This is a genomic window from Micromonospora yongxingensis (assembly GCF_052601155.1).
In genome coordinates this window covers 30,339-55,684 of record NZ_JBQXEO010000027.1, presented here as the reverse complement: position 1 = coordinate 55,684, position 25,346 = coordinate 30,339, and the positions used below count along the sequence as shown (strand labels likewise).

At 73.3% G+C, this 25,346-nt stretch carries 22 protein-coding genes; 2 read left to right on the top strand and 20 right to left on the bottom strand.

The genetic code is table 11. The annotated features are described in order from the left end of the window. The gene (gene rpe, locus ACTWLT_RS26225; RefSeq protein ID WP_445320631.1) at positions 1–681 is read right to left on the bottom strand and encodes a ribulose-phosphate 3-epimerase; all 681 of its coding nucleotides are present in this window, start codon (positions 679–681) and stop codon (positions 1–3) included. A 254-nt stretch (positions 682–935) separates the two neighbouring features. Here rpe and ACTWLT_RS26220 point away from each other — a divergent pair, with 254 nt between their 5' ends. After that, the gene (locus ACTWLT_RS26220; protein ID WP_445320630.1) at positions 936–1,826 is read left to right on the top strand and encodes a septum formation family protein; all 891 of its coding nucleotides are present in this window, start codon (positions 936–938) and stop codon (positions 1,824–1,826) included. An 85-nt stretch (positions 1,827–1,911) separates the two neighbouring features. After that, positions 1,912–2,802, top strand: a complete 891-nt coding sequence (locus tag ACTWLT_RS26215) for a septum formation family protein (RefSeq protein WP_445320629.1) — start codon at positions 1,912–1,914, stop codon at positions 2,800–2,802. Positions 2,803–2,883: 81 nt separating this feature from the next. Here ACTWLT_RS26215 and ACTWLT_RS26210 read toward each other — a convergent pair whose 3' ends face one another. From ACTWLT_RS26210 to pyrR, 19 genes are all read right to left on the bottom strand, one after another. Next, on the bottom strand, positions 2,884–4,320 hold the full coding sequence (locus tag ACTWLT_RS26210) for an RsmB/NOP family class I SAM-dependent RNA methyltransferase (RefSeq protein WP_252419204.1): 1,437 nt from the start codon (positions 4,318–4,320) through the stop codon (positions 2,884–2,886). Next, positions 4,317–5,243: a methionyl-tRNA formyltransferase gene (gene fmt / locus ACTWLT_RS26205; RefSeq protein ID WP_445320659.1), complete on the bottom strand. Its 927-nt coding sequence runs from the start codon at positions 5,241–5,243 to the stop codon at positions 4,317–4,319. The genes ACTWLT_RS26210 and fmt overlap by 4 nt, the downstream gene beginning before the upstream one ends. A 5-nt stretch (positions 5,244–5,248) precedes the next feature. Continuing rightward, the gene (gene def / locus ACTWLT_RS26200; protein WP_445320628.1) at positions 5,249–5,806 is read right to left on the bottom strand and encodes a peptide deformylase; all 558 of its coding nucleotides are present in this window, start codon (positions 5,804–5,806) and stop codon (positions 5,249–5,251) included. A 45-nt stretch (positions 5,807–5,851) separates the two neighbouring features. Beyond that, positions 5,852–7,120, bottom strand: a complete 1,269-nt coding sequence (locus tag ACTWLT_RS26195) for a cytochrome P450 (RefSeq protein WP_445320627.1) — start codon at positions 7,118–7,120, stop codon at positions 5,852–5,854. A 118-nt stretch (positions 7,121–7,238) separates the two neighbouring features. Beyond that, a complete protein-coding gene (locus ACTWLT_RS26190; RefSeq protein ID WP_252419200.1) occupies positions 7,239–8,222 on the bottom strand; it encodes an AAA family ATPase in 984 nt (327 codons plus the stop codon). A 235-nt stretch (positions 8,223–8,457) separates the two neighbouring features. After that, positions 8,458–10,479, bottom strand: a complete 2,022-nt coding sequence (locus ACTWLT_RS26185) for a primosomal protein N' (RefSeq protein ID WP_445320626.1) — start codon at positions 10,477–10,479, stop codon at positions 8,458–8,460. Between the two features lie 59 nt (positions 10,480–10,538). Next, entirely contained in the window at positions 10,539–11,732 is a 1,194-nt protein-coding gene (gene metK / locus ACTWLT_RS26180; protein ID WP_252419198.1) for a methionine adenosyltransferase, read from the bottom strand. A gap of 88 nt (positions 11,733–11,820) precedes the next feature. Next, positions 11,821–13,029: a bifunctional phosphopantothenoylcysteine decarboxylase/phosphopantothenate--cysteine ligase CoaBC gene (coaBC, locus tag ACTWLT_RS26175; protein WP_445320625.1), complete on the bottom strand. Its 1,209-nt coding sequence runs from the start codon at positions 13,027–13,029 to the stop codon at positions 11,821–11,823. 14 nt (positions 13,030–13,043) lie between these two features. Then, complete coding sequence (gene rpoZ / locus ACTWLT_RS26170) at positions 13,044–13,307, bottom strand: DNA-directed RNA polymerase subunit omega (RefSeq protein WP_074318577.1); 264 nt, start codon at positions 13,305–13,307, stop codon at positions 13,044–13,046. Positions 13,308–13,371: 64 nt separating this feature from the next. Then, entirely contained in the window at positions 13,372–13,905 is a 534-nt protein-coding gene (locus ACTWLT_RS26165) for a nucleoside/nucleotide kinase family protein (RefSeq protein ID WP_445320624.1), read from the bottom strand. 25 nt (positions 13,906–13,930) lie between these two features. After that, positions 13,931–14,248, bottom strand: a complete 318-nt coding sequence (mihF, locus tag ACTWLT_RS26160) for an integration host factor, actinobacterial type (protein WP_007458370.1) — start codon at positions 14,246–14,248, stop codon at positions 13,931–13,933. Positions 14,249–14,426: 178 nt separating this feature from the next. Next, positions 14,427–15,263, bottom strand: coding sequence for an orotidine-5'-phosphate decarboxylase (gene pyrF / locus ACTWLT_RS26155; RefSeq protein WP_252419195.1), 837 nt, complete (start codon positions 15,261–15,263; stop codon positions 14,427–14,429). Positions 15,264–15,333: 70 nt separating this feature from the next. Further along, positions 15,334–16,608, bottom strand: coding sequence for an adenosylmethionine--8-amino-7-oxononanoate transaminase (locus tag ACTWLT_RS26150; RefSeq protein ID WP_445320623.1), 1,275 nt, complete (start codon positions 16,606–16,608; stop codon positions 15,334–15,336). Between the two features lie 141 nt (positions 16,609–16,749). After that, complete coding sequence (locus tag ACTWLT_RS26145; RefSeq protein WP_445320622.1) at positions 16,750–17,796, bottom strand: quinone-dependent dihydroorotate dehydrogenase; 1,047 nt, start codon at positions 17,794–17,796, stop codon at positions 16,750–16,752. After that, entirely contained in the window at positions 17,793–21,140 is a 3,348-nt protein-coding gene (gene carB, locus ACTWLT_RS26140; RefSeq protein WP_445320621.1) for a carbamoyl-phosphate synthase large subunit, read from the bottom strand. The genes ACTWLT_RS26145 and carB overlap by 4 nt, the downstream gene beginning before the upstream one ends. Further along, positions 21,133–22,296 (bottom strand): glutamine-hydrolyzing carbamoyl-phosphate synthase small subunit, encoded by a 1,164-nt coding sequence (gene carA, locus ACTWLT_RS26135; RefSeq protein ID WP_445320620.1) that lies wholly within the window; start codon positions 22,294–22,296, stop codon positions 21,133–21,135. The genes carB and carA overlap by 8 nt, the downstream gene beginning before the upstream one ends. Next, positions 22,296–23,573 (bottom strand): dihydroorotase, encoded by a 1,278-nt coding sequence (locus ACTWLT_RS26130; protein WP_445320619.1) that lies wholly within the window; start codon positions 23,571–23,573, stop codon positions 22,296–22,298. The genes carA and ACTWLT_RS26130 overlap by 1 nt, the downstream gene beginning before the upstream one ends. Beyond that, positions 23,570–24,496 (bottom strand): aspartate carbamoyltransferase catalytic subunit, encoded by a 927-nt coding sequence (locus ACTWLT_RS26125; protein ID WP_252419188.1) that lies wholly within the window; start codon positions 24,494–24,496, stop codon positions 23,570–23,572. Before ACTWLT_RS26125 ends, ACTWLT_RS26130 begins: the two co-directional genes overlap by 4 nt. Beyond that, complete coding sequence (gene pyrR, locus ACTWLT_RS26120; protein ID WP_445320618.1) at positions 24,493–25,077, bottom strand: bifunctional pyr operon transcriptional regulator/uracil phosphoribosyltransferase PyrR; 585 nt, start codon at positions 25,075–25,077, stop codon at positions 24,493–24,495. Before pyrR ends, ACTWLT_RS26125 begins: the two co-directional genes overlap by 4 nt. Positions 25,078–25,346 lie beyond the last annotated feature (269 nt).

Sequence of the window (25,346 nt, the reverse complement as noted above, 5' to 3'; positions counted from 1 at the left end):
TCAGGCTCCGGGAGCCGCGCGTTCCGCCAGCGTGCGCAGGTGGCGTACCGCCTCCGCCGGGTCGGCGGCGCCGTAGACGGCGGTCCCGGCCACGAACGCGTCGGCGCCGGCGGCGGCCGCCTGCTCGATGGTGTCGGCGGCGATCCCGCCGTCGACCTCGATGCGCAGCTCCAGGTGCCCGGCGTCGACGTGCCGGCGGGCGGCGCGGACCTTGTCCAGCAGTTGCGGGATGAACCGCTGCCCACCGAAGCCGGCCTTGATGGTCATGATCAGCAGGGTGTCGAAGCTCGGCAGCAGGTCCAGGTACGGCTCGATCGGCGTGTCCCGGTCGATGGCCAGCCCGGCCTTCGCGCCCGCCGAGCGCAGGTCCTTGGCGAGCGCCACCGGGTCGTCGCACGCCTCGGCGTGGAACGTCACGTTGTACGCCCCGGCGTCGGCGTAACCGGGGGCCCACCGGCGCGGATCCTCGATCATCAGGTGCACGTCGAACGGCATCGCCGTCACGGCCCGCAGGCTCTGCACCACGGGCAGGCCGATGGTCAGGTTCGGCACGAAATGGTTGTCCATCACGTCCACGTGCAACCAGTCCGCGGCGTCCTCGACGGCACGGACCTCTTCGGCGAGGCGGGCGAAATCGGCGGCCAGAATGCTCGGCGCGACGATCGGCGGCGGTACGGTCACGGGGCCAGTGTACGAACGCGGCCACCCGCCGCCCGCATCGCGGCACCATCTCCGACGCGCTGTGACCCAGTGGTGACCAGTGGTGCAGAATGAGCCGATCCGGACCGGCGAATCCGGACGAACAGATATCAGCGGCTGGCCGATCGACGGAAACGCGACGACACTCCAACGGGGACGGTGCCGTAGGCTGCACGCCCGCCGGGGTCTCGCCGCTGGGCGCGGTGACCGGCCGCCAGCTCCCGGGAGGGCGGACGATGCGACGGTGGCTCGGAGCGCTGGCGCTGGCCGGCGTCACGACGATGCTGCTGGCCGGCTGCGGGCCGGCGCGGGGCGCGGACGGCGATCTCATCGACGACTGGCCGGCGCTGGCCGCCCCGAAGCCGTTCACCCCCGCCACCGACACCTGCCTGCCCCGGATCACCCCGGTCGTGCAGGCCAGCACGTACGAGACGGTGGACTGCGCGCGCAACCACGTGGCCGAGGCCATCCACGTCGGCGCCTTCACCGGCCCCGCCGCGCTGTCCGGCACCCGCCCCGAGCCGGGGTCGCCGGCGCTGCGCACCGCCCGCGCCGAGTGCGACCAGCGGGCCCGGGAGGTGCTCGGCGGCGACTGGCACACGGCACGGCTCACCCTGTCGGTCTCACTGCCCACCGTCCCGGCCTGGGCCGGCGGCGCACGCTGGTTCCGCTGCGACCTCAGTGAGACCGGCAGCATCGACAACACCCGACCGGTGAACCGCACCGGCAGCCTGCGCGGCGCGCTGATCGGCGACACCCCCCTGACCCACCGCTGCTTCGACCCCAAGCTGATCGGCGACAACCTCAACTACATGGCGCCGGTGCTCTGCACCGAGCCGCACCGCGCCGAGTTCGTCGGCGTCTACGTGGAACGGGACGTGACCTGGGCGGAGTTCACCCGCTCCGCCGAGCAGGCACACAAGCGCTGCATGGCGTTGATCGCCGCGTACGCCGCGGTGCCGAACAACAGCGACCTGCCGTACCGGGCCGGGTCCATCTACTACCCACCGTCGCAGCGGGAGTGGGAGGAGGGTGACCGCGGCGTGCGGTGTTTCCTGTGGAGCGACGACCGCAAACTCACCCGTTCGATGCGTGGCGCCGGCCCAGCGGGACTACCAGCGATCTGAGCACCGGTGCCGTATGCTGCTGCGCCGTGGCGCTACCGACCGGCTGGGGGCCGGCCGGAGACCACCAGCGGCGGGAGGTCGGGGGATGCGACGGTGGTTGGCGGCGGTCGCCGTGGGCGCGGCGGTGACCATGGCGCTGGCCGGGTGCGGCGCACCCGCCGGAGTTGACCGGAACCTCATCGACGACTGGGCGGCGCCCGCCGCGGCGCAGCAGTTCGTTCCCGCCGCCGGTGTCTGCCACCACTCCTCCCAGCAGGTCGGCTTCCTGAGCGGCTACAACCCGACGGCGTGCACCGAAGCGCACCGGGTGGAGACCGTGCACGTCGGCACGCTCACCGGCCCGGGTGCCGAGCGCAACACTCCGCCGCCGCCCGGCTCCGTGGGCATGCGGGCCGCACAGGCCGGCTGTGACAAGGAGGTCAGCAAGGCGGTGGGTGCCGACTGGCGCTCCGGACGGGTCGGTCTGACCGTCGTGCTGCCGTCCGCGCCCGCCTGGGCCGCTGGCGCCCGCTGGTACCGCTGCGACGTCACCGAGCTGACCAGCATCGACGACACCTCCGTCGACCTGCGCACCGGCAGCATCCGCGGGGCGTTGACCGGAGCGGCGCCGCTGGCGTACCGCTGCTTCAACCCCAAGCTGGTCAAGGACGACATCGACGAGATGGTCGCGGTGCCCTGCACGGCCAAGCACCACGCCGAGTTCGTCGGAGTCTGGCAGGCCCCGGACATCAGCTACGCGGAGTTCACCCGCACCAGCAAGCGGACCCACCAGGCCTGCCAGACGATGATCGCGAAGTACGCCAAGGTGCCGGACAACGCCCAGCTCGACTTCCGCGCCGGGACGATCTACTACCAGCCGTACGAGCAGGAGTGGAAGAACGGCAACCGCGGTGTGCAGTGCTTCCTGTGGATCAGCGACCGGAACCTGACCCGCTCGATGAAGGGCGCCGGCACCAAGGGACTCCCGGTCACCTGACCGGCGGGCCACCCCGCACCCGGCCGGTGAGGCCGGGTGCGGTGCGCGTCGCCGGGCGACTCAACCCCGACGCGGAACGACTCAGCCCCGGCGCAGGACGGCGAGGAACATCGCGTCGGTGCCGTGCCGGTGCGGCCACAGCTGCACGGTCGGCCCGTCACCCAGACCCGGCATACCGGCCGGCAGCAGCGGCCGGGCGTCGACGAAGTCCACCGGCACCCCGCTACGGCGCGCCGCCTCGGTCACCGTCACGTGCGTCTCCACCGTGTGCGGCGAGCAGGTGACGTAGGCGACCAGGCCACCCGGGCGGACGGCACGCAGGGCCGCGCCGAGCAGCTCCCGCTGCAGCCGGGTCAGCGGCGGCAGGTCGGAGGGCTGACGGCGCCACCGCGACTCGGGCCGGCGGCGCAGTGACCCCAGCCCGGTGCACGGCGCGTCCACCAGCACCCGGTCGAAGTGCTGCTCCGGCAGCTTCGGGTCTCCGCCGACCTCACGGCCGTCCATGGCCAGCACGGTCACCGGCAGGCCCCGGGTCGCCTGGGAGACCAGCCGGGCGCGGTGCTCGGCCACCTCCACCGCGGTCACCCGGGCACCCCGCTGCGCGGCCAGCGCGCCGAGCAGGCCGGCCTTGCCGCCGGGGCCGGCGCACAGATCCAGCCAGCGCCCGTCCGGGCCGTCTAGCGGCGCGTCGGCGAGGGCGCTGGCCACCAGCTGGGAGCCCTCGTCCTGGACGTGAGCCCGGCCGTCGACCACGGCCGGCACGTCACCCGGCGCGCCCCCGGGCAGGTAGACGGCGTACGGCGAGAAGGCGCCGGGCGCGCCGCCGACCTGGTCGGCCAACTCGACCGGATCGATCAGGCCGGGCCGGGCGCACAGGTGCACCGGAGGGCGCTCGTTGTCCTCGATCAGCAGCCGGGTCGTCTCGCCCAGGTCACCGCCGAGCGCCTCGGAGAAGGCCCGCACGATCCACTGCGGGTGGCTGTACGCCAGCGACAGGTGCCCGATCGGGTCGGTCTCCATCGGCGGGGCGAGCTTCGCCACCCAGCCGTCCGCGTCGAGGGTGGACACCTCGCGCAGCACCGCGTTGGCGAAGCCGGTGGCGCCGGGCGCGACGGCGCGGACCAGGTCCACGGTCGACGAGACGGCAGCGTGTGCCGGCACCCGGGTGTGCAGCAGCTGGTACGCCCCGAGCCGCAGCGCGTCCCGCACCGGCGGGTCGATCCGGGCCACGTCCCGGCCGGCCGCGTCGGTGAGGATCGCGTCCAGGGTGCCCAGGAGGCGCAGCGTGCCGTAGGTCAGCTCGGTGGCGAAAGCCGCGTCCCGGCCGTACAGCCCCTCCTCGCGCAGGATGGTGGGCAGCACCAGGTTGGCGAACGCGTCGTCGCGGTGCACCGCGGCGACCGCCTCGTACGCCGCCCTCCGCGGCCGGTCCACCGGCGGCCGGACCGGCCGGCGGTCACCGCCGCGACCGGTCGACGGGCCACCGCGCGTCGGGCGCGTGCCCTCCGGGGCCGTCACGCGAAGTCCTCGCCGGTGCTGACCCGGACGCCGCGCGCCCAGTCGGTCGCCGGCATGGCCCGCTTGCCCGCGGCCCGGACCTCGCCCAGCCGCACCGGCACGGTGGACGTGCCGGCCAGCACCCGGGCCTTCTCCACCAGCAGCTCCCCCGGCTTCAGGTCGGGGCCGTCGGCCGCCGCCACGACGGGACCGAGCTTCACCCGCTCGCCCCGGAAGGTCGTCCACGCGCCCGGCGCCGGAGTGCAGGCCCGGATTCGCCGGTCGACCGCGAAGGCCGGGTCGGTCCAGCGCACCCGCGCGTCGTCCACGGTCAGCTTCGGTGCCAGCGACACCCCGTCGGCCGGCTGCGGCTCGGCCCGGGCCGTGCCGTCGGCGATCGCGTCGAGCACCGCCACGAGCAGCCCCGCGCCGGACCCGGCGAGTCGCTCCAGCAGGTCGCCGGAGGTGTCACCGGCGCGGATCTCGTCGGTGAGGGTGCCGAAGACGGGGCCGGTGTCGAGGCCCTGCTCCAGCTGGAAGACGCTGGCCCCGGTCAGCTCGTCACCGTGCAGCACCGCGTGCTGCACGGGTGCGGCGCCACGCCAGGCGGGCAACAGCGAGAAGTGCAGGTTGATCCAGCCGTACCGGGGGATCTCCAGCGCGGCCGGCGGCACCAGCGCGCCGTAGGCGACCACCGGCACGCAGTCCGGCGACAGCTCGCGCAGCCGGTCGAGGAACTCCGGCTCACGGGGGCGGGCCGGGGTGAGCACCTCGACGCCGTGCTCGTCGGCCCACTCGCCGACCGGGGAGCGGGACAGGCCACGGCCACGCCCGGCGGGAGCGTCGGGCCGGGTGACCACGGCGACCAGCTCGTGCCGGGAGGCGGCGACAGCGGCCAGGGCGGGGACGGCGACGGCCGGCGTACCGGCGAAGACCACACGCATCGGGGTCACCGGCCCAGACCGAACGGGTCCGTGATGTGCGGGCTGAGCTTGACCACCGGCGGAGCCGCCGCGTCGTACCACTCGGCCTGGCGGATCGCCTTCATCGCCTCCTTGCGCCCCTCCGGATCAAGCCGGTCGAGGAAGAGCACGCCGTCGAGGTGGTCGGTCTCGTGCTGCACGCAGCGCGCCATCAGACCGCTGCCGACGATCTGCACCGGGTCGCCGAACGAGCTGAAGCCCTTGGCGACGACGTTCTGCCGGCGCTTGGTGTCGAAGTAGAGCCCGGGGATGGACAGGCAGCCCTCGGGGCCGTCCTGCTCCTCCTCGTCGGGGAATTCGAGCACCGGGTTGATCAGGTGCCCGAGCACGTCGTCGACGTCGAAGGTGAACACCCGCAGGCTCACACCGAGCTGCGGGGCGGCCAGGCCGGCGCCGTTCTGCTCACGCATCGTGTCGGTCAGATCGGCGACGAGCCTACGCAGCTCGGCGTCGAAGTCGACCACCGGATCGGCCGGCGTGCGCAGCACCGGATCCCCAAACAGACGGATGGGCTGAACGGTCACGCGGGAGGGCTCCTTCATGGGTGGGACGAGCGGTGCCGTACCAGTCTACGGAGTCCCCGGGTGGGCACCGGCCGGCGCACCTCGATCGGCGACGGCCGGTGTGCCCAGCGTCACCGGCAGGCTCTCGTAGCCGCGCAGGGTCAGCCGGGTCCGGTGCCGGGGCGCCCCGGCCAGGGCAAGCCCGGGCAGCCGGCGCAGCAGCATGGGGAAGGCGAGCTGCGCCTCCAGCCGGGCCAGCCCGGCGCCGAGGCAGTAGTGCGGGCCGGCGCCGAAGGACAGCGGGTGCGCCTGGTCGCGGGTCGGGTCGAAGCGCTGCGGTTCGGGGTAGCGGCGCGGGTCCCGGTTGGCGGCGCCGAGCAGCAGCAGCGTCGTGCTGCCGGCCGGCAGGTCGAGCCCGCCGCAGCGCACCGGCGCGGTGCTGGTCCGGGTGGTCAGCTGCACCGGGGAGTCGTAGCGCAGCAGCTCCTCGACGTACGCCGGGGCGAGCCCCGGGTCGGCGCGCAGCGCGGCGGCGGCCCCGGGGTGCTCCAGCAGCACCACCAGCCCGTTGCCGAGCAGGTTGGTGGTGGTCTCGAAGCCGGCGACGAGCAGCACCACCAGGTTGGCCAGCAACTCGTCGCCGGTGAGCCGTTCACCGTCGGTGTCGTGCACCTGGACCAGCGCCGTGGTGAGGTCGTCGGCCGGCGTACGGCGGCGCGCGGCGACCAGTTCGGCGAAGTACGCGCGCAGCTCGGCGGCGCCGGCGTCGGCGACGGCCAGCTCCTCGGCGGTGATCTCCGGCTCCAGCACGCCGGTCAGGTCGCCGGCCCAGCGGCGGAACAGCGGCCGGTCGGCCGCCGGTACGCCGAGCAGCGCGCAGATCACCGCCACCGGCAGCGGGTACGCGAAGTCGGCCAGCACGTCGACCGGCGCGCCGTCGCGGGCCCGGTCCCGCATCGCGTCGAGCAGTTCCTCGGCCTGGGCGCGCACCACGTCCCGCATGCCGGCGATGCGGCGCGGGGTGAACGCGCCGGCGGCGAGCCGGCGCATCCGGCTGTGGTCGGGCGGGTTGGTCCGCAGCATGGACCGGGCGATCGACGACACCGCCGGGCTCTCCCGCCAGTTCGGCCAGACCTGGTCGCGCAACGCGTCGTCCAGCACCCCGAGGCGGGGGTCGCGGAGCAGCTCGTCGGCCTCCGGGTAGCCGGTCACCACGTACAGGCCCGGCAGCGCCTCCACGACCGGTCCGTGCGCGCGCAGCCGCTCGTACGTCGGGTACGGGTCGATCCGCCCCTGCGGCGACATGAGCAGTGTGAGCGCCTCGGCAGCGTCCATGGCCGGCCTCCCCCGTCGATGCGTCGGAGGCTCCATCATCCTCACGACGTCGACGCCCGGCATCCCCGTGAGCGGGGAAACGCCGCCCGACCCGCAGGGGGCGGCTCGGGCGGCGGGGTCAGGCGCTGGCGCCCGGGTCCCCAGCGAGGACCGCGTCGCCGCCGAGCAGCGCGGGTTCCGGCAGCGGCAGCTGGATCTTGTGGGCCGCCTCCCAGTCGTAGACCAGGCCGGGGCGCACCTGCGCGGCGAAGTAGTCGATCGCGCTCGTCCCGCCCACCACCGGCTCGTCGACCTCGGCGACGAGCTGGGCGGGCACCAGGGAGAAGCCGTTCTGCAGGGCGGCGCTGAGCCGGCGGTGACCGTCGACGACGAAGAAGTACTCGCCGGTGAACCCGATCTTCAACGGCTCCAGGCCCTCGTCGCCGGCCTCGGCCACGTCGCCGACGAACTCGGTGTCCCACAGCCCGCGCAGGGTGGCGATGTCCTCGGTCGGGTAGACCCGGGCCGGGTCCAGCAGCAGCAGCGGCGGGCCGTCGCGCAGCACCTCGGCGCCGAGCGTCCCCTCGTACGCGCCGATGATGTGCTCGACCACCTCGGCGGCGGAGGCGCGGGTGGTGTCACAGATCAGGTCGTAGTTGCGCAGCCGGGCCTTGTCGACCCCGTACCGCACGATGAAGCGGCTGCGCTCGCTCTCGCTGCGCTCGCGCAGCTTGGCCTTGGCCTCCTCCAGCGAGGCGTAGCTCTCCGCCGGCCCGGAGGGGCGCGCCAGCACGCGGCGGGCCGCCTCACCCGGCTCGGTGATCATGTGCACCTTGAGCGCGTCGGTGAAGAAGTGCCAGGCCAGCCGGGAGTCCATGACGAGGCGCTCGCCGGAGGCGGCGATGTCCCGCTGAAGCTGGTCGACGTAGCCGTCGACGGCCTGGTCCAGCTCGGCGTGCAGGTTGAGTTGCAGGGCGGTCATCTGCCGCTGCTGCGCCATCTCCCGGTAGAGGTCACCCACACTGACCCGGCGCATTCCGAGACGCTTGGCGATCTCGACCGACACGGTGCTCTTGCCGCTGCCGAGGTCGCCGTTGAAGACGATCGATTGTCCAACGGTCACGACTGGTCCACCCCTGATCACCGGCTCACTGACATCATCGACATCGCGTCCGACCGACGCATTCCCGCCATCCTGCGACGGCTCCAGCTCGGCGCGTCTGACGCCCCCACCTCGACCTGGAGCCGTCGTACGCCTGGGCATGACGGGCGATGCTACCACCCCGGCGCCACCGCTTTGCCGGACGCGGTGTGCGAGGACCACCGGCCCGGACCAGGTCCGGCACGTGCCGAAACGGTCAGAACATGCTCAGCGGATCGACCTGGAGGCGGACCGGGTCGGCGGCCTTGCGAGCGGCGCGCACCCCGGCCGCCGAGTGCAGCGCCTCCGCCAGCGCGGCGGCCCGGGCCCGGGGCACCCGCACCAGCATCCGCTCCCGGCCCTCCTCGGCCGGCACCGGCCCGAGCACCTCGGCGTCGTCGGGTAGCCGGGCCGCGGCGAGCAGGTCGGCCACCGCCTCGGCCGGGCCGGTGACGCTGGCCATCCGCACCGCCGGTGGGAAGCCCAGCTCGCGGCGCTCGGCCAGCTCCCGACCGGCGAACCAGCCGGCGTCCCAGCGCAGCAGGGCCTGCACCGGGGCGAGCGCGCCGTCGGCGACCACCACCACCCGACCGTCGGGGGCGGGGCGGGCCAGTGCCGCGGCGGCCAGCCAGCGGCGCAGCGCCTCCTCCCCGGCACGCAGGTCGGCGCGGGTCAGCAGGGCCCACGAGTCGAGCAGCAGCACCGCGCCGTAGCCGCCCACGGCGACGGGCTCGGCGCCGGGGGTGGCGACCACCAGGGCCGCCCCACCGGGCACGTCGGTCAGGACCTCCTCCCGCCCCGAGGTCCGCACCGGCACGCCGGGAAACGCCCGGCCCAGCTCCTCGGCGGTACGCCGGGCGCCGGTCACCGCTGCGCGCAGCCGCCGCCCGCCGCACTCCGGGCAGGCGTACGCGGCGGCCACCCGCGCGCACCAACGGCAGGCCGGGGTGCCGCCGGCGGACGGCAACGCGAGCGGGCCGGCGCAGTGCGCGCAGCGGGCCGGGGTGCGGCAGTCCGCGCAGGAGATGGAGGGCAGGTAGCCGCGCCGGGGAACCTGCACCAGCACCGGCAGGTCCGCCCGGAGGGCGTCGCGGGCGGCCGTCCAGGCCAGGCTGGGCAGCCGGGCGGTGGCCGCACCGGGATCGCGCGCCAACTGGGGGTCGTCGCCGGTCGGCGCGATGGCCGGGATACGCGCCCGCACGGTCGCCCGGTCCGCCACCACCTCCCGCGCCCAGCCGGTCTCCAGCAGCAGTTGCGCCTCGGCCGTGCGGGCGTACCCGCCGACCAGCGCGCCGGCCTCGGCGAGCTGGGCGCGGGTGAGCAGCACGTCGCGCGCGTGTGGGTAGGGCGCCCGGGGCTCGGAGTGCAGGTCGTCGCCGTCGTCCCAGACGGCGACCAGGCCGAGCCGGTCCACCGGGGCGAACATCGCCGCCCGGGTGCCGATCACCACCGGCACCTCCCCGCGCCGGGCGGCCAGGAACGCCCGGTAGCGGCGGGCCGGGCCGAGCGCGGCGGTGAGGCTGACGTGCCGCCCCGGGCCCAGCACGGCGGTGAGCGCGGCGTCCAGTCGATCGAGGTCGCGGGCGTCGGCCACCACGACCACCGCGCCGCGCCCCCCGGCGACGGTGGCGGCCACGGCGTCGGCGTAGCGGGCGGCCCAGTCCTCGCCCGGCAGCGCCGACCAGACCGCGCGGGGTGCCCGCCCGTCGGTGAGGGCGCGAAGCAGGGCAGGCCCGGTCGGGTAGTCCCGCCACCCACGCGGGTCGACCGCCCCGCCGGACGCTCCCCCGCCGAGTCCGGCGGGCTCCGGGCCTGACTCGGGCTGCACGGTCGCGGGCGCGGCCGTCGCGGGGTCGGAGGTCGCGGTCGGATCGGCGGCGTCGTCGGCGGGGGCCGGTGGTGTGGACGGGCCGCCGCGGGGCTCCTTCTCCACCCGGGCGTGCCGGGGTGGCACGGCGAGCCGGAGGACGTCGGCGAGGCTGCCCGCGTACCGGTCGGCGACCGCCCGGGCCAGCCGCGCGATCTCGGGCGCCAGCACGGGCTCCGGCGAGACCACCTTCTCCAGGTAGGCGAGCCGGCCGGTGTGACCGGAGTCGTCGGCGCGGGCCAGCAGCCAGCCGTCGACGAGCTGCCCGGCGAAACGCACCTTCACCCGGGTGCCGGGCACCGCCACGTCGTCCAGCTCGGCCGGCACCAGGTAGTCGAACGGCCGGTCCAGGTGGGCCAGTCCGACGTCCACGCAGACGCGCGCGACCGGCGACCCATCCGCGGGTCGCCGGTCGCTGCGCCTGGTGGCGGTCAGGCTCCTGCGGCCGACTTGAGGTCGGCGGCCCGGTCGGTGCTCTCCCAGGTCAGGTCCGGCAGCTCGCGGCCGAAGTGGCCGTAGGCGGCGGTCTGCTGGTAGATCGGGCGGAGCAGGTTGAGGTCCCGGATGATCGCGGCCGGACGCAGGTCGAACACCTCGGTGACGGCCTTCTCGATCGAGGCGACCGGCACGGTCTCGGTGCCGAACGTCTCGATGAAGAGGCTCACCGGGTGCGCCTTGCCGATGGCGTACGCGACCTGCGCCTCGCACCGCTCGGCCAGGCCGGCGGCGACGACGTTCTTGGCCACCCAGCGCATCGCGTACGCCGCCGAGCGGTCCACCTTGGACGGGTCCTTGCCGGAGAAGGCGCCGCCACCGTGCCGGGCGTACCCGCCGTAGGTGTCGACAATGATCTTGCGGCCGGTCAGCCCGGCGTCACCCATCGGCCCACCGATCTCGAAGCGGCCGGTCGGGTTGACCAGCAGCCGGTAGCCGTCGGTGTCCAGGCCGAGGCTCTCCAGCTCGGGGGCGATGACGTGGTCGCGCACGTCCGGGGTGAGCAGCGACTCCAGGGAGATGTCCGCGGCGTGCTGGCTGGACACGACCACCGTGTTCAGCCGGACCGGGCGCAGCCCCTCGTACTCGATGGTCACCTGGGTCTTGCCGTCCGGGCGCAGGTACGGGATCGTGCCGTCCTTGCGCACCGCGGCCAGCCGGCGGGCCAGCCGGTGCGCCAGCGCGATCGGCAGCGGCATCAGCTCGGGGGTCTCGGAGCAGGCGAACCCGAACATCATGCCCTGGTCGCCGGCGCCCTGCGCGTCCAGCGCGCTCTCCGACGCCCCGGTACGCAGTTCGAAGGCGTTGTCCACGCCCTGCGCGATGTCCTCGGACTGCGCACCAATGGAGACGCTGACCCCGCAGGAGGCTCCGTCGAAACCCTTCTTCGAGGAGTCGTACCCGATGTCGAGGATGGTGCGGCGCACGATGGTCGGGATGTCGGCGTAGGCCTTGGTGGTCACCTCACCCGCGATGTGCACCTGACCGGTGGTGATCATGGTTTCCACCGCCACTCGGCTGTGCGGATCCTCGGTGAGCAGGGCGTCGAGGATGCCATCGCTGATCTGGTCGGCGATCTTGTCCGGGTGGCCTTCCGTGACCGATTCGGACGTGAAGAGGCGGCGTGTCACGGCACTCCTAAGCGTGTGAAGTCGTTCCGCGGCAGTCTAATCACCACTGCGGCGGATGTTCCCCGTCGGTCGTGCGCTGTTCCACCCGTCAGGAGCGGCCGGGCAGCCGCGCCACGACGAGATCCCACACGGTGTCGGCCACGTCCTCCTTGGCCTGCTCCGGCAGTCGGCTGACCGAGCCGTCCGCGCCGATGACCGTCACCGTGTTGGTGTCGGCGCCGAAGACCTTGTCCTGACCGACCTCGTTGACCACGATCAGGTCGGCCCGCTTCCGGGCGAGTTTCGCCCGGCCGTTGGCCTCGGCCTCGCCGGTCTCGGCGGCGAACACCACCAGCAACTGCTCCGCCCGCTTGCGCTGGCCGAGCTCCGCCGCGATGTCCGGGTTGGTGACGAGCTCGATGGCGGGTGCGACGCCATCGTCCGACTTCTTGATTTTGCCAGGCGCGTACGTCGCCGGCCGGAAATCGGCCGGAGCGGCCGCCATCACCACCGCGTCGGCCTCGACGGCGGCCTTCAGCGTGGCCTCCCGCAACTCGGCCGTGGTGCCCACCCGGATCAGGTCGACACCGGCGGGGTCGGTGAGGGAGACGTTGGCGGCGATGAGGGTGACCCGGGCGCCCCGGGCGACCGCCGCCCGGGCGAAGGCGTAACCCTGCTTGCCGGAGGACCGGTTGCCCAGGAAGCGCACCGGGTCCAGCGGCTCGCGGGTGCCACCCGCGGTGACCACCACCCGCCGGCCGGCCAGGTCGGCGGGGGCGTGCCCGCCCCGGGCGAGGACCCGACGGGCGACCGCGAAGATCTCCGCCGGGTCGGGCAGCCGGCCCTTGCCGGTGTCGACCCCGGTGAGCCTGCCGACGGCCGGCTCGATGACCCGGACACCCCGGGCGCGCAGCGTGGCGACGTTGGCCACGGTGGCGGGGTGCTCCCACATCTCGGTGTGCATGGCCGGGGCCAGCACGACCGGGCAGCGAGCGGTCAGCAGCGTGTTGGTCAGCAGGTCGTCGGCGAGCCCGTGGGCGGCCTTGGCGAGCAGGTCGGCGGTGGTCGGCGCGACCACCACCAGGTCGGCCTGCTGGCCGAGCCGGACGTGCGGCACCTCGTGCACGTCGGACCAGACGTCGTCGGCGACCGGTTGGCCGGAGAGCGCCGCCCAGGTCGGCGCCCCGACGAACCGGAGCGCCGACGCGGTCGGCACGACACGAACCCGGTGGCCCGATTCGGTGAAGAGCCGCAGCAGCTCACAGGCCTTGTAGGCGGCGATGCCGCCGCCGACCCCGAGGACGATCCCGGCGGACATCGACGTGCGGGGGCTTACGGCTGGTCGGTCGGCTCGGCGGTGAGCAGGCCACCGTTGATCTCGCGCATGGCGATCGAGAGGGGCTTCTCCTGCGGGGTGGTCTCCACGAGCGGGCCGACGTACTCCAGGAGGCCCTCACCGAGCTGGCTGTAGTAGGCGTTGACCTGGCGCGCGCGCTTGGCGGCGAAGATGACCAGCGCGTACTTCGACGTCGTCTTCTCGAGGAGCTCGTCGATCGGCGGGTTGGTGATGCCTTCGGGGTTGGCGATGGATCCCACGAATTAACCTCTGCGTCTTTCGAGCCGCGCGGACGCGGTGCTGAGTCTCAACGGCGGCCGGCCCTCAGCCACGCACGCGCGACCAGGCCGGGTCCGGATAAGAAGAACCGAGTAAGCCTACCAGCTCGTCAACCACCCGATCGGTGCGGTCGTGGCTCAGCGTGTGGTCGAAGGCGGCCGCCACGGCCGGGGCGGGTCGGTACCCGGGTGGGCTCAGCAGCACCAGCCGGGCGTCGGGTGACCGTGCCCGGACCAGCTGGGCGCCGGCCAGGTCGAGGGGGAGCAGCACCGGCTGCCCGGCGTCGAGCCGGGCGCGCAGCGGCAGGTACGGGGTGCCCCGGCGGTGTGGACCCATCCGGGACCACTCCAGCAGCTCGCCGGTGGCCACCCGGCGGTCGAACTCCGCGGGGGCCAGGAACAGCCGGTCGACTCCGTCCACCTCCGCCTCCCGGCGCGGCCGGGTGGTCGCCGGCACCGGGATCCACACGGACGGAGAACGCGCCCGGACAAGCTCGACGACACTCTCCGTGCCGGAACCCGAAGGTCCAGCCAGGACAGTGAGCCGAGCCGCCGGGCGCGCCTCGTCATCCGTGCTCACTGCTTGTTTCTACACGCTGCCAGGTTCAGTTGGCGGCGAACTCTCCAAGCAGTGCCTTGCGCTGCTGCTCGCCGAGGCCGCGCAGGCGACGGCTGTCGGCGATCTTGAGCTTCTCCATGATCTGGGTAGCCCGGATCTTGCCGATGCCCGGCATCGCCTGCAGGACGGCCGAAACCTTGAGCTTGCCCACGACGTCGTCGCTCTCGGCGCGCTCGAGGACGGCACCAAGGGTGGTCTTGCCCTGCTTGAGCTGCTCCTTCAGCTCGGCACGGGCCTTGCGGATCTCCGCGGCCTTCTCGAGCGCGGCAGCGCGCTGTTCGGGGGTCAGTGACGGGAGCGGCACCAGTTCTCCTCAGGTCCCTATCGCGGCGGGCGGGGCGCACCGCCGCATCTGTGAAACGTGGTGTCGCTGTGAACCAAGGGGTCCGTGGTTCCCAGCGCGGGGAAAACTAGCGGTCAACGGAGCTTTCGGCAACGTGGGCGCGCGATGATCATTGCAGAGTGACCGAGCCGTCAGTCAGTCACGGGGCAGCCAGAACGGCCCGGCAGTCGGCCAGCACCCGGTCGGCGGCGGCCCGCAGAGCGGCGACGTCGGGGCCCGCCGAGAGCACCTCCCGGGAGTACGACGGGAGCACCGCGGAGAGGCTGGAACCGAAGACGGTCCGCAGATCCGCGGCGCCGGCACCCTGCGCGCCGAGCCCCGGAGCGAGCAGTGGACCCCCCACGCCGGAGAGGTCGTGGCCGGTGTCGCCGATGGTCGCGCCGACCACCAGACCGAAGCTGCCGAGGGGGTCCGCACCCCTGTTGAGCTGGGAAATCTCGTCGATCACGGTCTGCGCCACGGTGCGTCCGTCGGCCGTGCGGGCCCGCTGGACGGCGGCCCCCTCCGGGTTGGAGGTGAGGGCCAGCACGAAGACTCCGCCGCCGTGCTCGGCGGCCAGCTCGAACATCGGCGCGAGCGAACCTACTCCCAGGTAGGGGCTCGCGGTGACCGCGTCGACATACAACGGGCTGGATGGATCGAGGTACGCGGCGGCGTACGCGCTGACCGTCGAGCCGATGTCGCCGCGCTTGACGTCCAGCAGAACGAGCGAACCGGCATCCCGTAACTGTCGGATAGTTGACTCAAGAATCGCCACACCGCGGGACCCGAACCGCTCGAAAAAGGCCGACTGAGGCTTGACAACCGCAACCCGGTCACCGAGGGCTTCCGTGACGGTCCGGGCGAACCGGTCAAGCCCCTGGACGTCGTCGGCGAGGCCCCAGCGGGCCAGCAGACCGGGATGCGGATCGATGCCCACACAGAGTGGTCCCCGCTCGGTGACGGCCCGGTGCAACCGGGTTCCGAAGCTCTCCATCCGGTACTTCCCCTCTCCTCGTCCGGGCGGCAGCCCGCCCGGGGTACCCCGGCCCGGTGATCAGGCCGGCTCAGCCGGCCGCCACCGCCGCCGCCACACCGGCCGCGATCCGGGCCAGGTCGGCGTCGTCGGTGACGTACGGCGGCATCGTGTAGATCAGGTCGCGGAAGGGCCGCAGCCACACCCCCCGGCCGGCCGCCGCCACGGTGGCCGCGCCCAGGTCGACCTCGTGGTCGAGCTGGACCACGCCGATCGCGCCGAGCACCCGCACGTCGGTCACACCCGGCGCGCCCCGCAACGGCTCCAGCCCGGCCCGCAGACCGGCGCCGACCCTGTTGACCTGGGCCGCCCAGTCCCCGGCCCGCAGCAGACCGATGGAGGCGTTGGCGACCGCACAGGCCAACGGGTTGCCCATGAAGGTCGGGCCGTGCGCCAGCACCCCGGCGGCGGAGATGGCCCGGGCGACCCGCGGCGTGCACAGCGTCGCCGCCAGGGTCAGGTAGCCGCCCGTGAGCGCCTTGCCCACGCACATGACATCCGGGGTCACCCCGGCGTGCTCGGCGGCGAACATCGTCCCGGTACGGCCGAAGCCGGTGGCGATCTCGTCGAAGATCAGCAGCACCCCGTGCGCGCGGGTCACCTCGCGCAGCACCCGCAGGTACTCCGGATGGTGGAAGCGCATCCCGCCGGCGCCCTGCACCACCGGCTCGACGATCACCGCGGCCAGTTCGTCGGCGTGCCGCTCGACCGCGTCCACGAGCGCCGCCACGTACGCCTCGTCGGGCGGATCGGCGAAACCGCCCGGCGGGACCGGGGCGAAGACCTGCCGGGGCAGCACGTCACCCCAGAGGTGGTGCATCCCGCCCTCCGGGTCGCACACGCTCATCGGGTGGAACGTGTCACCGTGGTAGCCGCCCCGCCAGGTGGCCAGCCGGCGCCGCTGCGGTTGACCGACGGCCCGCTGGTACTGCAGGCACATCTTCACCGCCACCTCGACGCTCACCGAGCCGGAGTCGGCCAGGAACACGTGCTCCAGTCCCTCCGGGGCCAGCTCGACCAGGGTCCGGGCGAGCTGGACGGCGGGTTCGTGGGTGAGCCCGCCGAACATCACGTGGCTCATCCGGCCGAGCTGGTCGGTCACCGCCGCGTCCAGGACCGGATGCCGGTAGCCGTGGATCGCCGCCCACCAGGACGACATCCCGTCCACCAGTTCCCGCCCGTCGGCCAGCCGCAGCCGTACCCCCTCGGCGCTGGACACCACGAACGGCGGGTTCGCCGGCGGCAGCGCGGCGTACGGGTGCCAGACGTGCGCCCGGTCGGCGGTCAGGATCTCCTCGGGTGTCACACGTACTCCTTCCAGGCGCGAACGCTCCGGGCGGTGGCCACGGCCAGGGCGGTGGGCGGCCGGTGGCCGGGTCGGGTCACCCCCTCGGCGCGGGGCCGGCTCGGCACCGAGCCGAGCCGGGCCGGCACCGAGGCGGGGGGGTCACCGGCCGGCGACCGGATCCGGTGCCACCGCTGTGGCCGTCGCGCGGGCGGCCGCGCGGACCAGGGCCGGGCCCCGGTAGATGAAGCCGGTGTAGAGCTGCACCAGGGCGGCGCCGGCGTCGACCATGCGGGCCGCGTCGTCGGGGTCGAGCACTCCACCGACGCCGATGATCGGAAGGCGGCCACCGGTCTCCCGGTGTACGAAGGCGACCACGTCCCTCGCCCGGGCGGTGAGCGGGCGGCCGGACAGACCGCCGGCCTCCGCGCCGCGCTCGGTGTCCACCGAGGCGAGCCCGTTGCGGGCCAGGGTCGTGTTGGTGGCGATCACACCGGCCGCACCCCGGGCCAGGCAGACCTCTAGCAGCTCGGCGATCGCCGCCTCGGTCAGGTCCGGTGCGATCTTGACGAGCACCGGCTTCTCCCCCACCAGCGCGCCGAGCAGCGCGTCCAGGTGCGCACGGTCCTGAAGGGACCGCAGACCCGGCGTGTTCGGGGAGGAGACGTTCACCGCGAAGTAGTCGCCGTGCCCGCGCAGCGCCCGGTACGAGGCGAGGTAGTCCTCGACCGCCTCGTCGAGCGGGGTCACCTTGGACTTGCCCAGCGAGATGCCCAGCGGTACGCCGATCGGGCGCGGCAGCGCGGCCAGGCGGGCGGCCAGCGCGGCGGCACCGGCGTTGTTGAAGCCCATCCGGTTGACCACCGCCTCGCTGGCCGGCAGCCGGAACAGCCGCGGCCGGGGGTTGCCCGGCTGGGCGTGCGCGGTGACCGTGCCGACCTCGACGAAGCCGAAGCCGAGCGCCGGCCAGGCCGGCAGCGCCGCGCCGTCCTTGTCCATCCCGGCGGCCAACCCGACCGGATTGGGAAACCGCACGCCGAACACCGTGCGTGGCGCCTGGACCGCGTACCGGGCCCGCAGTGCCGCCAACGCCACCGGCCGGCGCGAGAGCACGGCCAGCCGCCGCAGCGTCCACTCGTGGGCCGCCTCCGCGTCCCCGCCCCCGATCCGGAACAACCAGGGCCGTACCGCCCGCTCGAACACGGTCACTGGGCGGCCCGGAGGGTGGCGTGCAGGTCCTGCAGGGGACGGACCTGCATGTCACCACGGATTCGCGCCTCGATGCCCATCACGGCCGCGGCGGCGCCGGGAACCGTGGTGATGCAGGGGATGTCCGCCGTCACCGCCGCGCTGCGGATCTCGTACCCGTCCGAGCGGGCGCTGGCACCCGAACCCTGCGGCGTGTTGATCACCAGGGCCACGTCACCGCCGAGGATCAGCGAGACCGCGTCGTCTCCCTCGCCCGCCTGGTAGTGCTTGCGGATCTGCTCGCAGGCGATGCCGTGCCGACGCAGCACCTCGGCGGTGCCGGTGGTCGCCACGATCTCGAAGCCCAGATCGGCCAGGCGCTTGATCGGGAAGATCATGCCGCGCTTGTCCCGGTTGGCGACCGAGACGAAGATCTTTCCGCCGGTCGGCAGGGAGCCGTACGCGGCCGACTGGCTCTTGGCGAAGGCGTGCCCGAAGTTGGTGTCGATGCCCATCACCTCGCCGGTCGACTTCATCTCCGGGCCGAGCAGCGAGTCGATCCCCTTGCCGGAGCGGGTGCGGAAGCGCTTGAACGGCAGCACCGCCTCCTTGACCGCGATCGGCGCGTCGGCCGGCATCGTGCCGCCGTCCCCCGTGGCCGGGAGCAGACCCTCGGCGCGCAGCTCGGCAATGGTCGCGCCGAGCGCGATCCGGGCCGCCGCCTTGGCCAGCGGCACCGCCGTCGCCTTGGAGACGAACGGGACGGTCCGCGAGGCCCGCGGGTTGGCCTCCAGCACGTAGAGCACGTCGTCCTTGAGCGCGTACTGCACGTTGAGCAGGCCGCGGACGCCGACGCCCCGGGCGATCGCCTCGGTGTAGCGACGGACCTCGGCCAGGTGCGAGCCCGCGAGGGTGATCGGCGGCAACGCGCACGACGAGTCGCCGGAGTGGATGCCGGCTTCCTCGATGTGCTCCATCACCCCGCCGACGTAGACCTCGCCGTCGGCGTCGCACAGCGCGTCCACGTCGATCTCGATGGCGTCGTCCAGGAACCGGTCCACCAGCACCGGGTGGTCCGGGGAGATGTCGGTGGCCCGTCCGATGTAGTCGCGCAGCGTCGGATCGTCGTAGACGATCTCCATGCCCCGCCCACCCAGCACGTAGGACGGCCGGACCAGCACCGGGTAGCCGATCTCGTCGGCGATCGTCTTGGCCTCGTCGTAGGACGTGGCCATGCCGTGCGCCGGCGCGCGCAGCCCGGCCCGGGCGAGCACCGCGCCGAACGCCCCGCGCTCCTCGGCGAGGTGGATCGACTCCGGGGAGGTGCCGACCACCGGTACCCCGGCGTTCTTGAGCCGCTGCGCCAAGCCGAGCGGGGTCTGCCCGCCCAGCTGCACGACCACGCCGACCACGCCCGGTCCGCCGGCCGCCCGGCCGGAGGAATCCTCCGCGTGCCAGACCTCCAGCACGTCCTCGAACGTCAGCGGCTCGAAGTAGAGCCGGTCGGCGGTGTCGTAGTCGGTGGAGACCGTCTCCGGGTTGCAGTTGACCATGACGGTCTCGTAGCCGGCCGACCGCAACGCCTGGACCGCGTGCACGCACGAGTAGTCGAACTCGATGCCCTGACCGATCCGGTTCGGGCCGGAGCCCAGGATCAGCACCTTGGGCCGGTCCGAGGGCACGACCTCGGTCTCGGAGTCGTAGCTGGAGTAGTGGTACGGGGTGGTCGCCTCGAACTCGGCCGCGCAGGTGTCCACGGTCTTGTAGACCGGGCGTACGTCGAGACGGTGCCGCAGGGTCCGTACGCCGTCCTCGGCGGCCAGCTCGGGGCGCAGGGCGGCGAGCTGCCGGTCGGACAGCCCGGCCCGCTTGGCCTGGCGCAGCAGTTCGGCGTCGAGCACCGGGGCGTCCACGATCTCGGTGCGCAGCTCGACCAGCGCGGCGATCTGGTCCAGGAACCACGGGTCGATCCCGCCGGACGCGGTGGTGACCTCGGCGATCGACGCGCCGAGGCGTAGCGCCCGCTCGACGGTGTAGAGCCGCCCGTCGTGCGGGACGCGCAGCGCGGCGAGGGTGTTCTCCCTGGTGGCGCCGGCCGGGTCGGGCACCGTCCAGAAGCCGGCCTCTTTGGTCTCCATCGAGCGCATCGCCTTGTTCAGCGCCTCGGTGAAGTTGCGCCCGAGGCTCATCGCCTCGCCCACCGACTTCATGGTGGTGGTCAGCTCCGGGTCGGCGCCGGGGAACTTCTCGAACGCGAACCTCGGGATCTTCACCACCACGTAGTCCAGGGCCGGCTCGAAGGCCGCCGGAGTCTTCAACGTGATGTCGTTGGGGATCTCGTCGAGGGTGTAGCCGATGGCCAGCTTGGCGGCGATCTTGGCGATCGGGAAGCCGGTCGCCTTGGAGGCCAGCGCCGAGGAGCGGGACACCCGGGGGTTCATCTCGATCACGACGATCCGGCCGTCGGCCGGGTTGACCGCGAACTGGATGTTGCAGCCGCCGGTGTCCACACCGACCTCGCGCAGCACCGCGATGCCCAGGTCACGCAGGTGCTGGTACTCGCGGTCGGTGAGCGTCATGGCCGGGGCCACGGTGACGCTGTCGCCGGTGTGCACGCCCATCGGGTCGATGTTCTCGATCGAGCAGACCACCACCACGTTGTCGTGCCGGTCGCGCATCAGTTCGAGCTCGTACTCCTTCCAGCCGAGCACGCTCTCCTCGATGAGCACCTCGTGCACCGGGCTGGCGGACAGCCCGTCGCCGGCGATACGGGCCAGGTCCTCCGGGGTGTGCGCCATGCCGGAGCCCAGGCCACCCATGGTGAACGACGGCCGGATGACCACCGGCAGGCCCAGCTCGGCGACGGTCGCCTCGACCTCGTCCATCGAGTGGCAGACCCGCGAGCGGGGCACCAGCCCGGCCGGGTCGTCGACGCCGAGGCGGACGCCGGCCTTGGCGACGATCTCCTTGAACAGCTGGCGGTCCTCGCCCCGGTTGATCGCGTCGATGTTCGCGCCGATCAGCTCGACACCGTACTTCTCCAGCACGCCGGCCTCGTGCAGGGCGACGGCGGTGTTCAGCGCGGTCTGCCCGCCGAGGGTCGCCAGGATCGCGTCCGGTCGCTCCTTGGCGATGACCAGCTCCACGAACTCCGGGGTGATCGGCTCGACGTAGGTCGCGTCGGCGAACTCCGGGTCCGTCATGATCGTCGCCGGGTTCGAGTTGACCAGGCTGACCCGGATCCCCTCGCTGCGCAGCACCCGGCAGGCCTGGGTACCGGAGTAGTCGAACTCGCAGGCCTGCCCGATCACGATCGGCCCGGAGCCGATCACCAGGATGTGCTTGAGATCGGTCCGCTTAGGCATTGCTGCGCCCCTCGCTGTGGGTCCGGCCCTCGATGAGATCGGCGAATCGGTCGAAGAGGTAGTCCGCGTCGTGCGGGCCGGACGCCGCCTCCGGGTGGTACTGGACGGTGAAGGCGGGCACGTCCACGGCCCGCAGCCCCTCGACCACGTTGTCATTGAGGCAGACGTGACTCACCCGAACCCCGCCGAAGTCGGTGTCGATCACCTGGTCGGGGACCACCGCGCCCTCACCCGCGCCGGGCACCTGAACCGCGAAGCCGTGGTTGTGGCTGGTCACCTCCACCTTGCCGGTGGCACGGTCGAGCACCGGCTGGTTGATCCCCCGGTGGCCGTAGCCCAGCTTGTAGGTGCCGAAGCCGAGCGCCCGGCCGAGGATCTGGCTGCCGAAGCAGATGCCGAACAGCGGCACCCGCCGGCCCAGCGCCTCCCGGGCCAGCGCGACCGGGCCGTCGGCGGTGGCCGGGTCACCGGGACCGGGCGACAGGAAGATCGCGTCGGCGCCGGTGGCGAGCAGCTCCTCGATGCTCGACCCGGCGGGCAGCACGTGGGTCGTCACCCCGCGCGCCGCGAGCCGGCGCGGCACGTTGCGCTTGATGCCCAGGTCCAGCGCGGCCACGGTGAACCGGTGCTCGCCGACCGCCTCGACGACGTACGGCTCGGCGGTGGTCACCTCCGAGGAGAGGTCGGCACCGACCATCTGCGGCGACTGACGCACCCGGGCCAGCAGGGCGCGCGGGTCGTCGTCGACGCTGGAGATGCCCACCCGCATGGCGCCCCGCTCGCGCAGGTGCCGGGTCAGCGCCCGGGTGTCCACGCCGCTGATGCCCACCACACCCTCGGTGGCGAGCCGGTCCTCGAGGCTGCCGGTGGCCCGCCAGTTCGAGCCGATCCGGGCCGGGTCGCGCACCACGTAACCCGCCACCCAGATGCGGCCGGACTCGTCGTCCTCGCCGTTGACACCGGTGTTGCCGATGTGCGGGGCGGTCTGCACGACCACCTGGCGGTGGTAGGAGGGGTCGGTGAGGGTCTCCTGGTAGCCGGTCATGCCGGTGTTGAAGACCGCCTCGCCGAAGGTCTCCCCGACGCTGCCGTACGCCTCGCCGTGGAACGTACGCCCGTCCTCGAGTACGAGGATTGCGGGTCTGCGCTTGACCATTACTTGACAGCCTTTCCGTCCAGGACCGTCGGCTCGCCACGCAGGAAGGTCGCCACGATGCGACCCGGCAGCGTCATGCGGGCGTACGGGGTGTTGCGACTGCGACTGGCCAGCTCCGCCGGTTCGATGGTGCGGCGGGCGGCCGGGTCGACGAGGGTCAGGTTGGCCGGCACGCCGGGTGCCGGGTCGACACCGTGGCCGGTCAGCCCGGCGATGCGGGCCGGGGTGCGGGACATCCGCTCGGCGATCAGGTCCCACTGGGGGCCGAGCACGTCCAGCGCGATGGAGAGGGCCGTCTCCAGGCCGAGCATCCCCGGCCGGGCGTACGCCCACTCGCACTCCTTGTCCTCCACGGCGTGCGGGGCGTGGTCGGTGGCGATCACGTCGAGCACCCCGTCGGCGAGCGCGGCGCGTAGCGCGGCGATGTCCGCGGCAGTGCGCAGCGGCGGGTTGACCTTGAAGACCGGGTCGTAGGTTTCCGCCCGCTCGTCGGTGAGCAGCAGGTGGTGCGGGGTCACCTCGGCGGTGACCCGTACACCGCGTGCCTTGGCCTGGCGCAGCACCTCGACGCTGCCGGCCGTGGAGACGTGGCAGACGTGCAGCCGGCCGCCCACGTGCTCGGTGAGCAGCACGTCCCGGGCGATGATCGCCTCCTCGGCGACCGCCGGCCAGCCGATCAGCCCGAGCCGGGTGGAGACCTCGCCCTCGTGCATCTGGGCGCCCTCGGTGAGCCGCGGCTCCTCGGCGTGCTGGGCGATGATCCCGTCGAACGCCTTGACGTACTCCAGGGCGCGGCGCATCAGCTTCGGGTCGGCGACGCAGAACCCGTCGTCGGAGAAGATGCGCACCCGGGCCGCGGAGTCGGCCATCGCGCCCAGCTCGGCGAGGCGCTCGCCGGCCAGCCCGACGGTGACCGCGCCGATCGGCTGCACGTCGACCAGCCCGGCCTCCCGGCCGAGTCGCCAGACCTGCTCGACCACGCCGGCGGTGTCGGCGACCGGGGAGGTGTTGGCCATCGCGCAGACGGCGGTGTAGCCGCCCAGCGCGGCCGCCCGGGAGCCGGACTCGACGGTCTCGGCGTCCTCCCGCCCGGGCTCGCGCAGGTGGGTGTGCAGGTCGACCAGGCCGGGCAGGGCGACCAGGCCGGTGCCGTCGACGACGGTGGCGTCCGGCGCGGACAGCCCCGGGCCGACCTCGGCGACCACGCCGTCGCGGATCAGCAGGTCGGTCGGCGCGGCGCCGACGACGCTCACGCTGGTGATGAGGTACGCGGTCACCGGTTGTTCCCTCCGAGCAGCAGGTACAGGACGGCCATCCGCACGGAGACCCCGTTGGTGACCTGTTCGACGATGGTGGAGCGGGGTGAGTCGGCCACCTCGGGGGTGATCTCCATCCCCCGGTTCATCGGGCCGGGGTGCATGACGATCGCGTGCGCGGGCAGCCGGCGCATCCGGGGCCCGTCCAGGCCGTAGCGGCGGGCGTACTCGCGGGCCGAGGGGAAGTAGGAGTCGTTCATCCGCTCCCGCTGCACCCGCAGCATCATCACCACGTCCACGTTGGGCAGCACGGAGTCGAGGTCGTAGGAGACGTCCGTGCCGGGGGCGAGCGCCGCGGCGATGTCCACCGGGATGAGGGTGGGCGGGCCGACCAGGGTGACCTTGGCGCCGAGGGTGGAGAGCAGCAGCACGTTCGAGCGGGCCACCCGGGAGTGCAGCACGTCCCCGACCACCGCGACCGACAGGCCGGCCAGCCGGCCCAGCCGGGCCCGCATGGTGTACGCGTCCAGCAGCGCCTGGGTGGGGTGCTCGTGGGTGCCGTCGCCGGCGTTGACCACCGACCCGTCGACCCAGTTGGCCAGCCGGTGCGGAGCGCCGGACGCGGGGTGTCGGACGACCACCGCGTCGGCGCCCATGGCCTGCAGGGTCAGCGCGGTGTCCTTCAGGCTCTCGCCCTTGGTGACGCTGGACCCCTTCGCGGAAAAGTTGATCACGTCGGCGCTGAGTCGCTTCGCCGCCGCCTCGAAGGAGATCCGGGTGCGGGTGGAGTCCTCGTAGAAGAGGTTCACCACGGTCCGGCCGCGCAGCGCGGGCAGCTTCTTGATCTCCCGGCCGGCGACGGTGGCCATCTCGGCCGCGGTGTCCAGGATCTCGGTGGCGGTGTCGGCGTCCAGGTCCGCGCCGGAGAGCAGGTGCCTGATCATGCGGTGGGACCCCCGTACAACTTGACCTCGTCCGTCCCGTCGGTCTCGGCGAGCGTCACCTTGACGCTCTCGGCGAGGGAGGTCGGGATGTTCTTGCCGACGTAGTCGGCCCGGATCGGCAGCTCCCGGTGGCCGCGGTCGACCAGCACGGCGAGTTGCACGGACGACGGGCGGCCCACGTCGTTGAGCGCGTCGAGCGCGGCCCGGACGGTGCGGCCGGAGAAGAGCACGTCGTCGACGAGGATGACCCGCCTGCCGTCGATGCCGCCGGGCGGCAGCTCGGTGGGGCCGACCGCGCGGGTCGCGTGCCGGCGCAGGTCGTCGCGGTACAGAGTGATGTCGAGCACACCGACCGGAACGGCGACGTCCTCGAAGGTGCTGATCCGGGCGGAGAGCCGCCGGGCGAGGGGGACGCCCCGGGTGGGAATCCCGAGCAGCACCGTGTCTGCGGCGCCCTGGGTCTTCTCCAGGATCTGGTGGGCGATGCGGTCGACCACGCGTTGCACGTCGGCGCTGGCGAGGATCACCTTCACCGAGGGTTGTCGCGGTGGTGACGAGCGGGCAGCCGGTGGGTATGCCACGGCGGACCTCCTTCCCCGCCTCACGGGACGGGTCGTTAAAGGATGTCGGGCACCTCCGGCCGGTCCAGGGACGGACGAGGGCCGGGGCTTCACGCCACGTTACCAGTGGTCACCGGGCCGATGGACGGCGGCCGCTGATCATCGGATCAGGCCGACGAATGGGGATAACTCCCCCCGTGCTCCCCAACGGTAAGGTCACGACCACTTGACCAGGTGTCGCAATCCCCGTACCGTCACGCTCCGTAGCGATCGACGGGAGAACCCCGAGC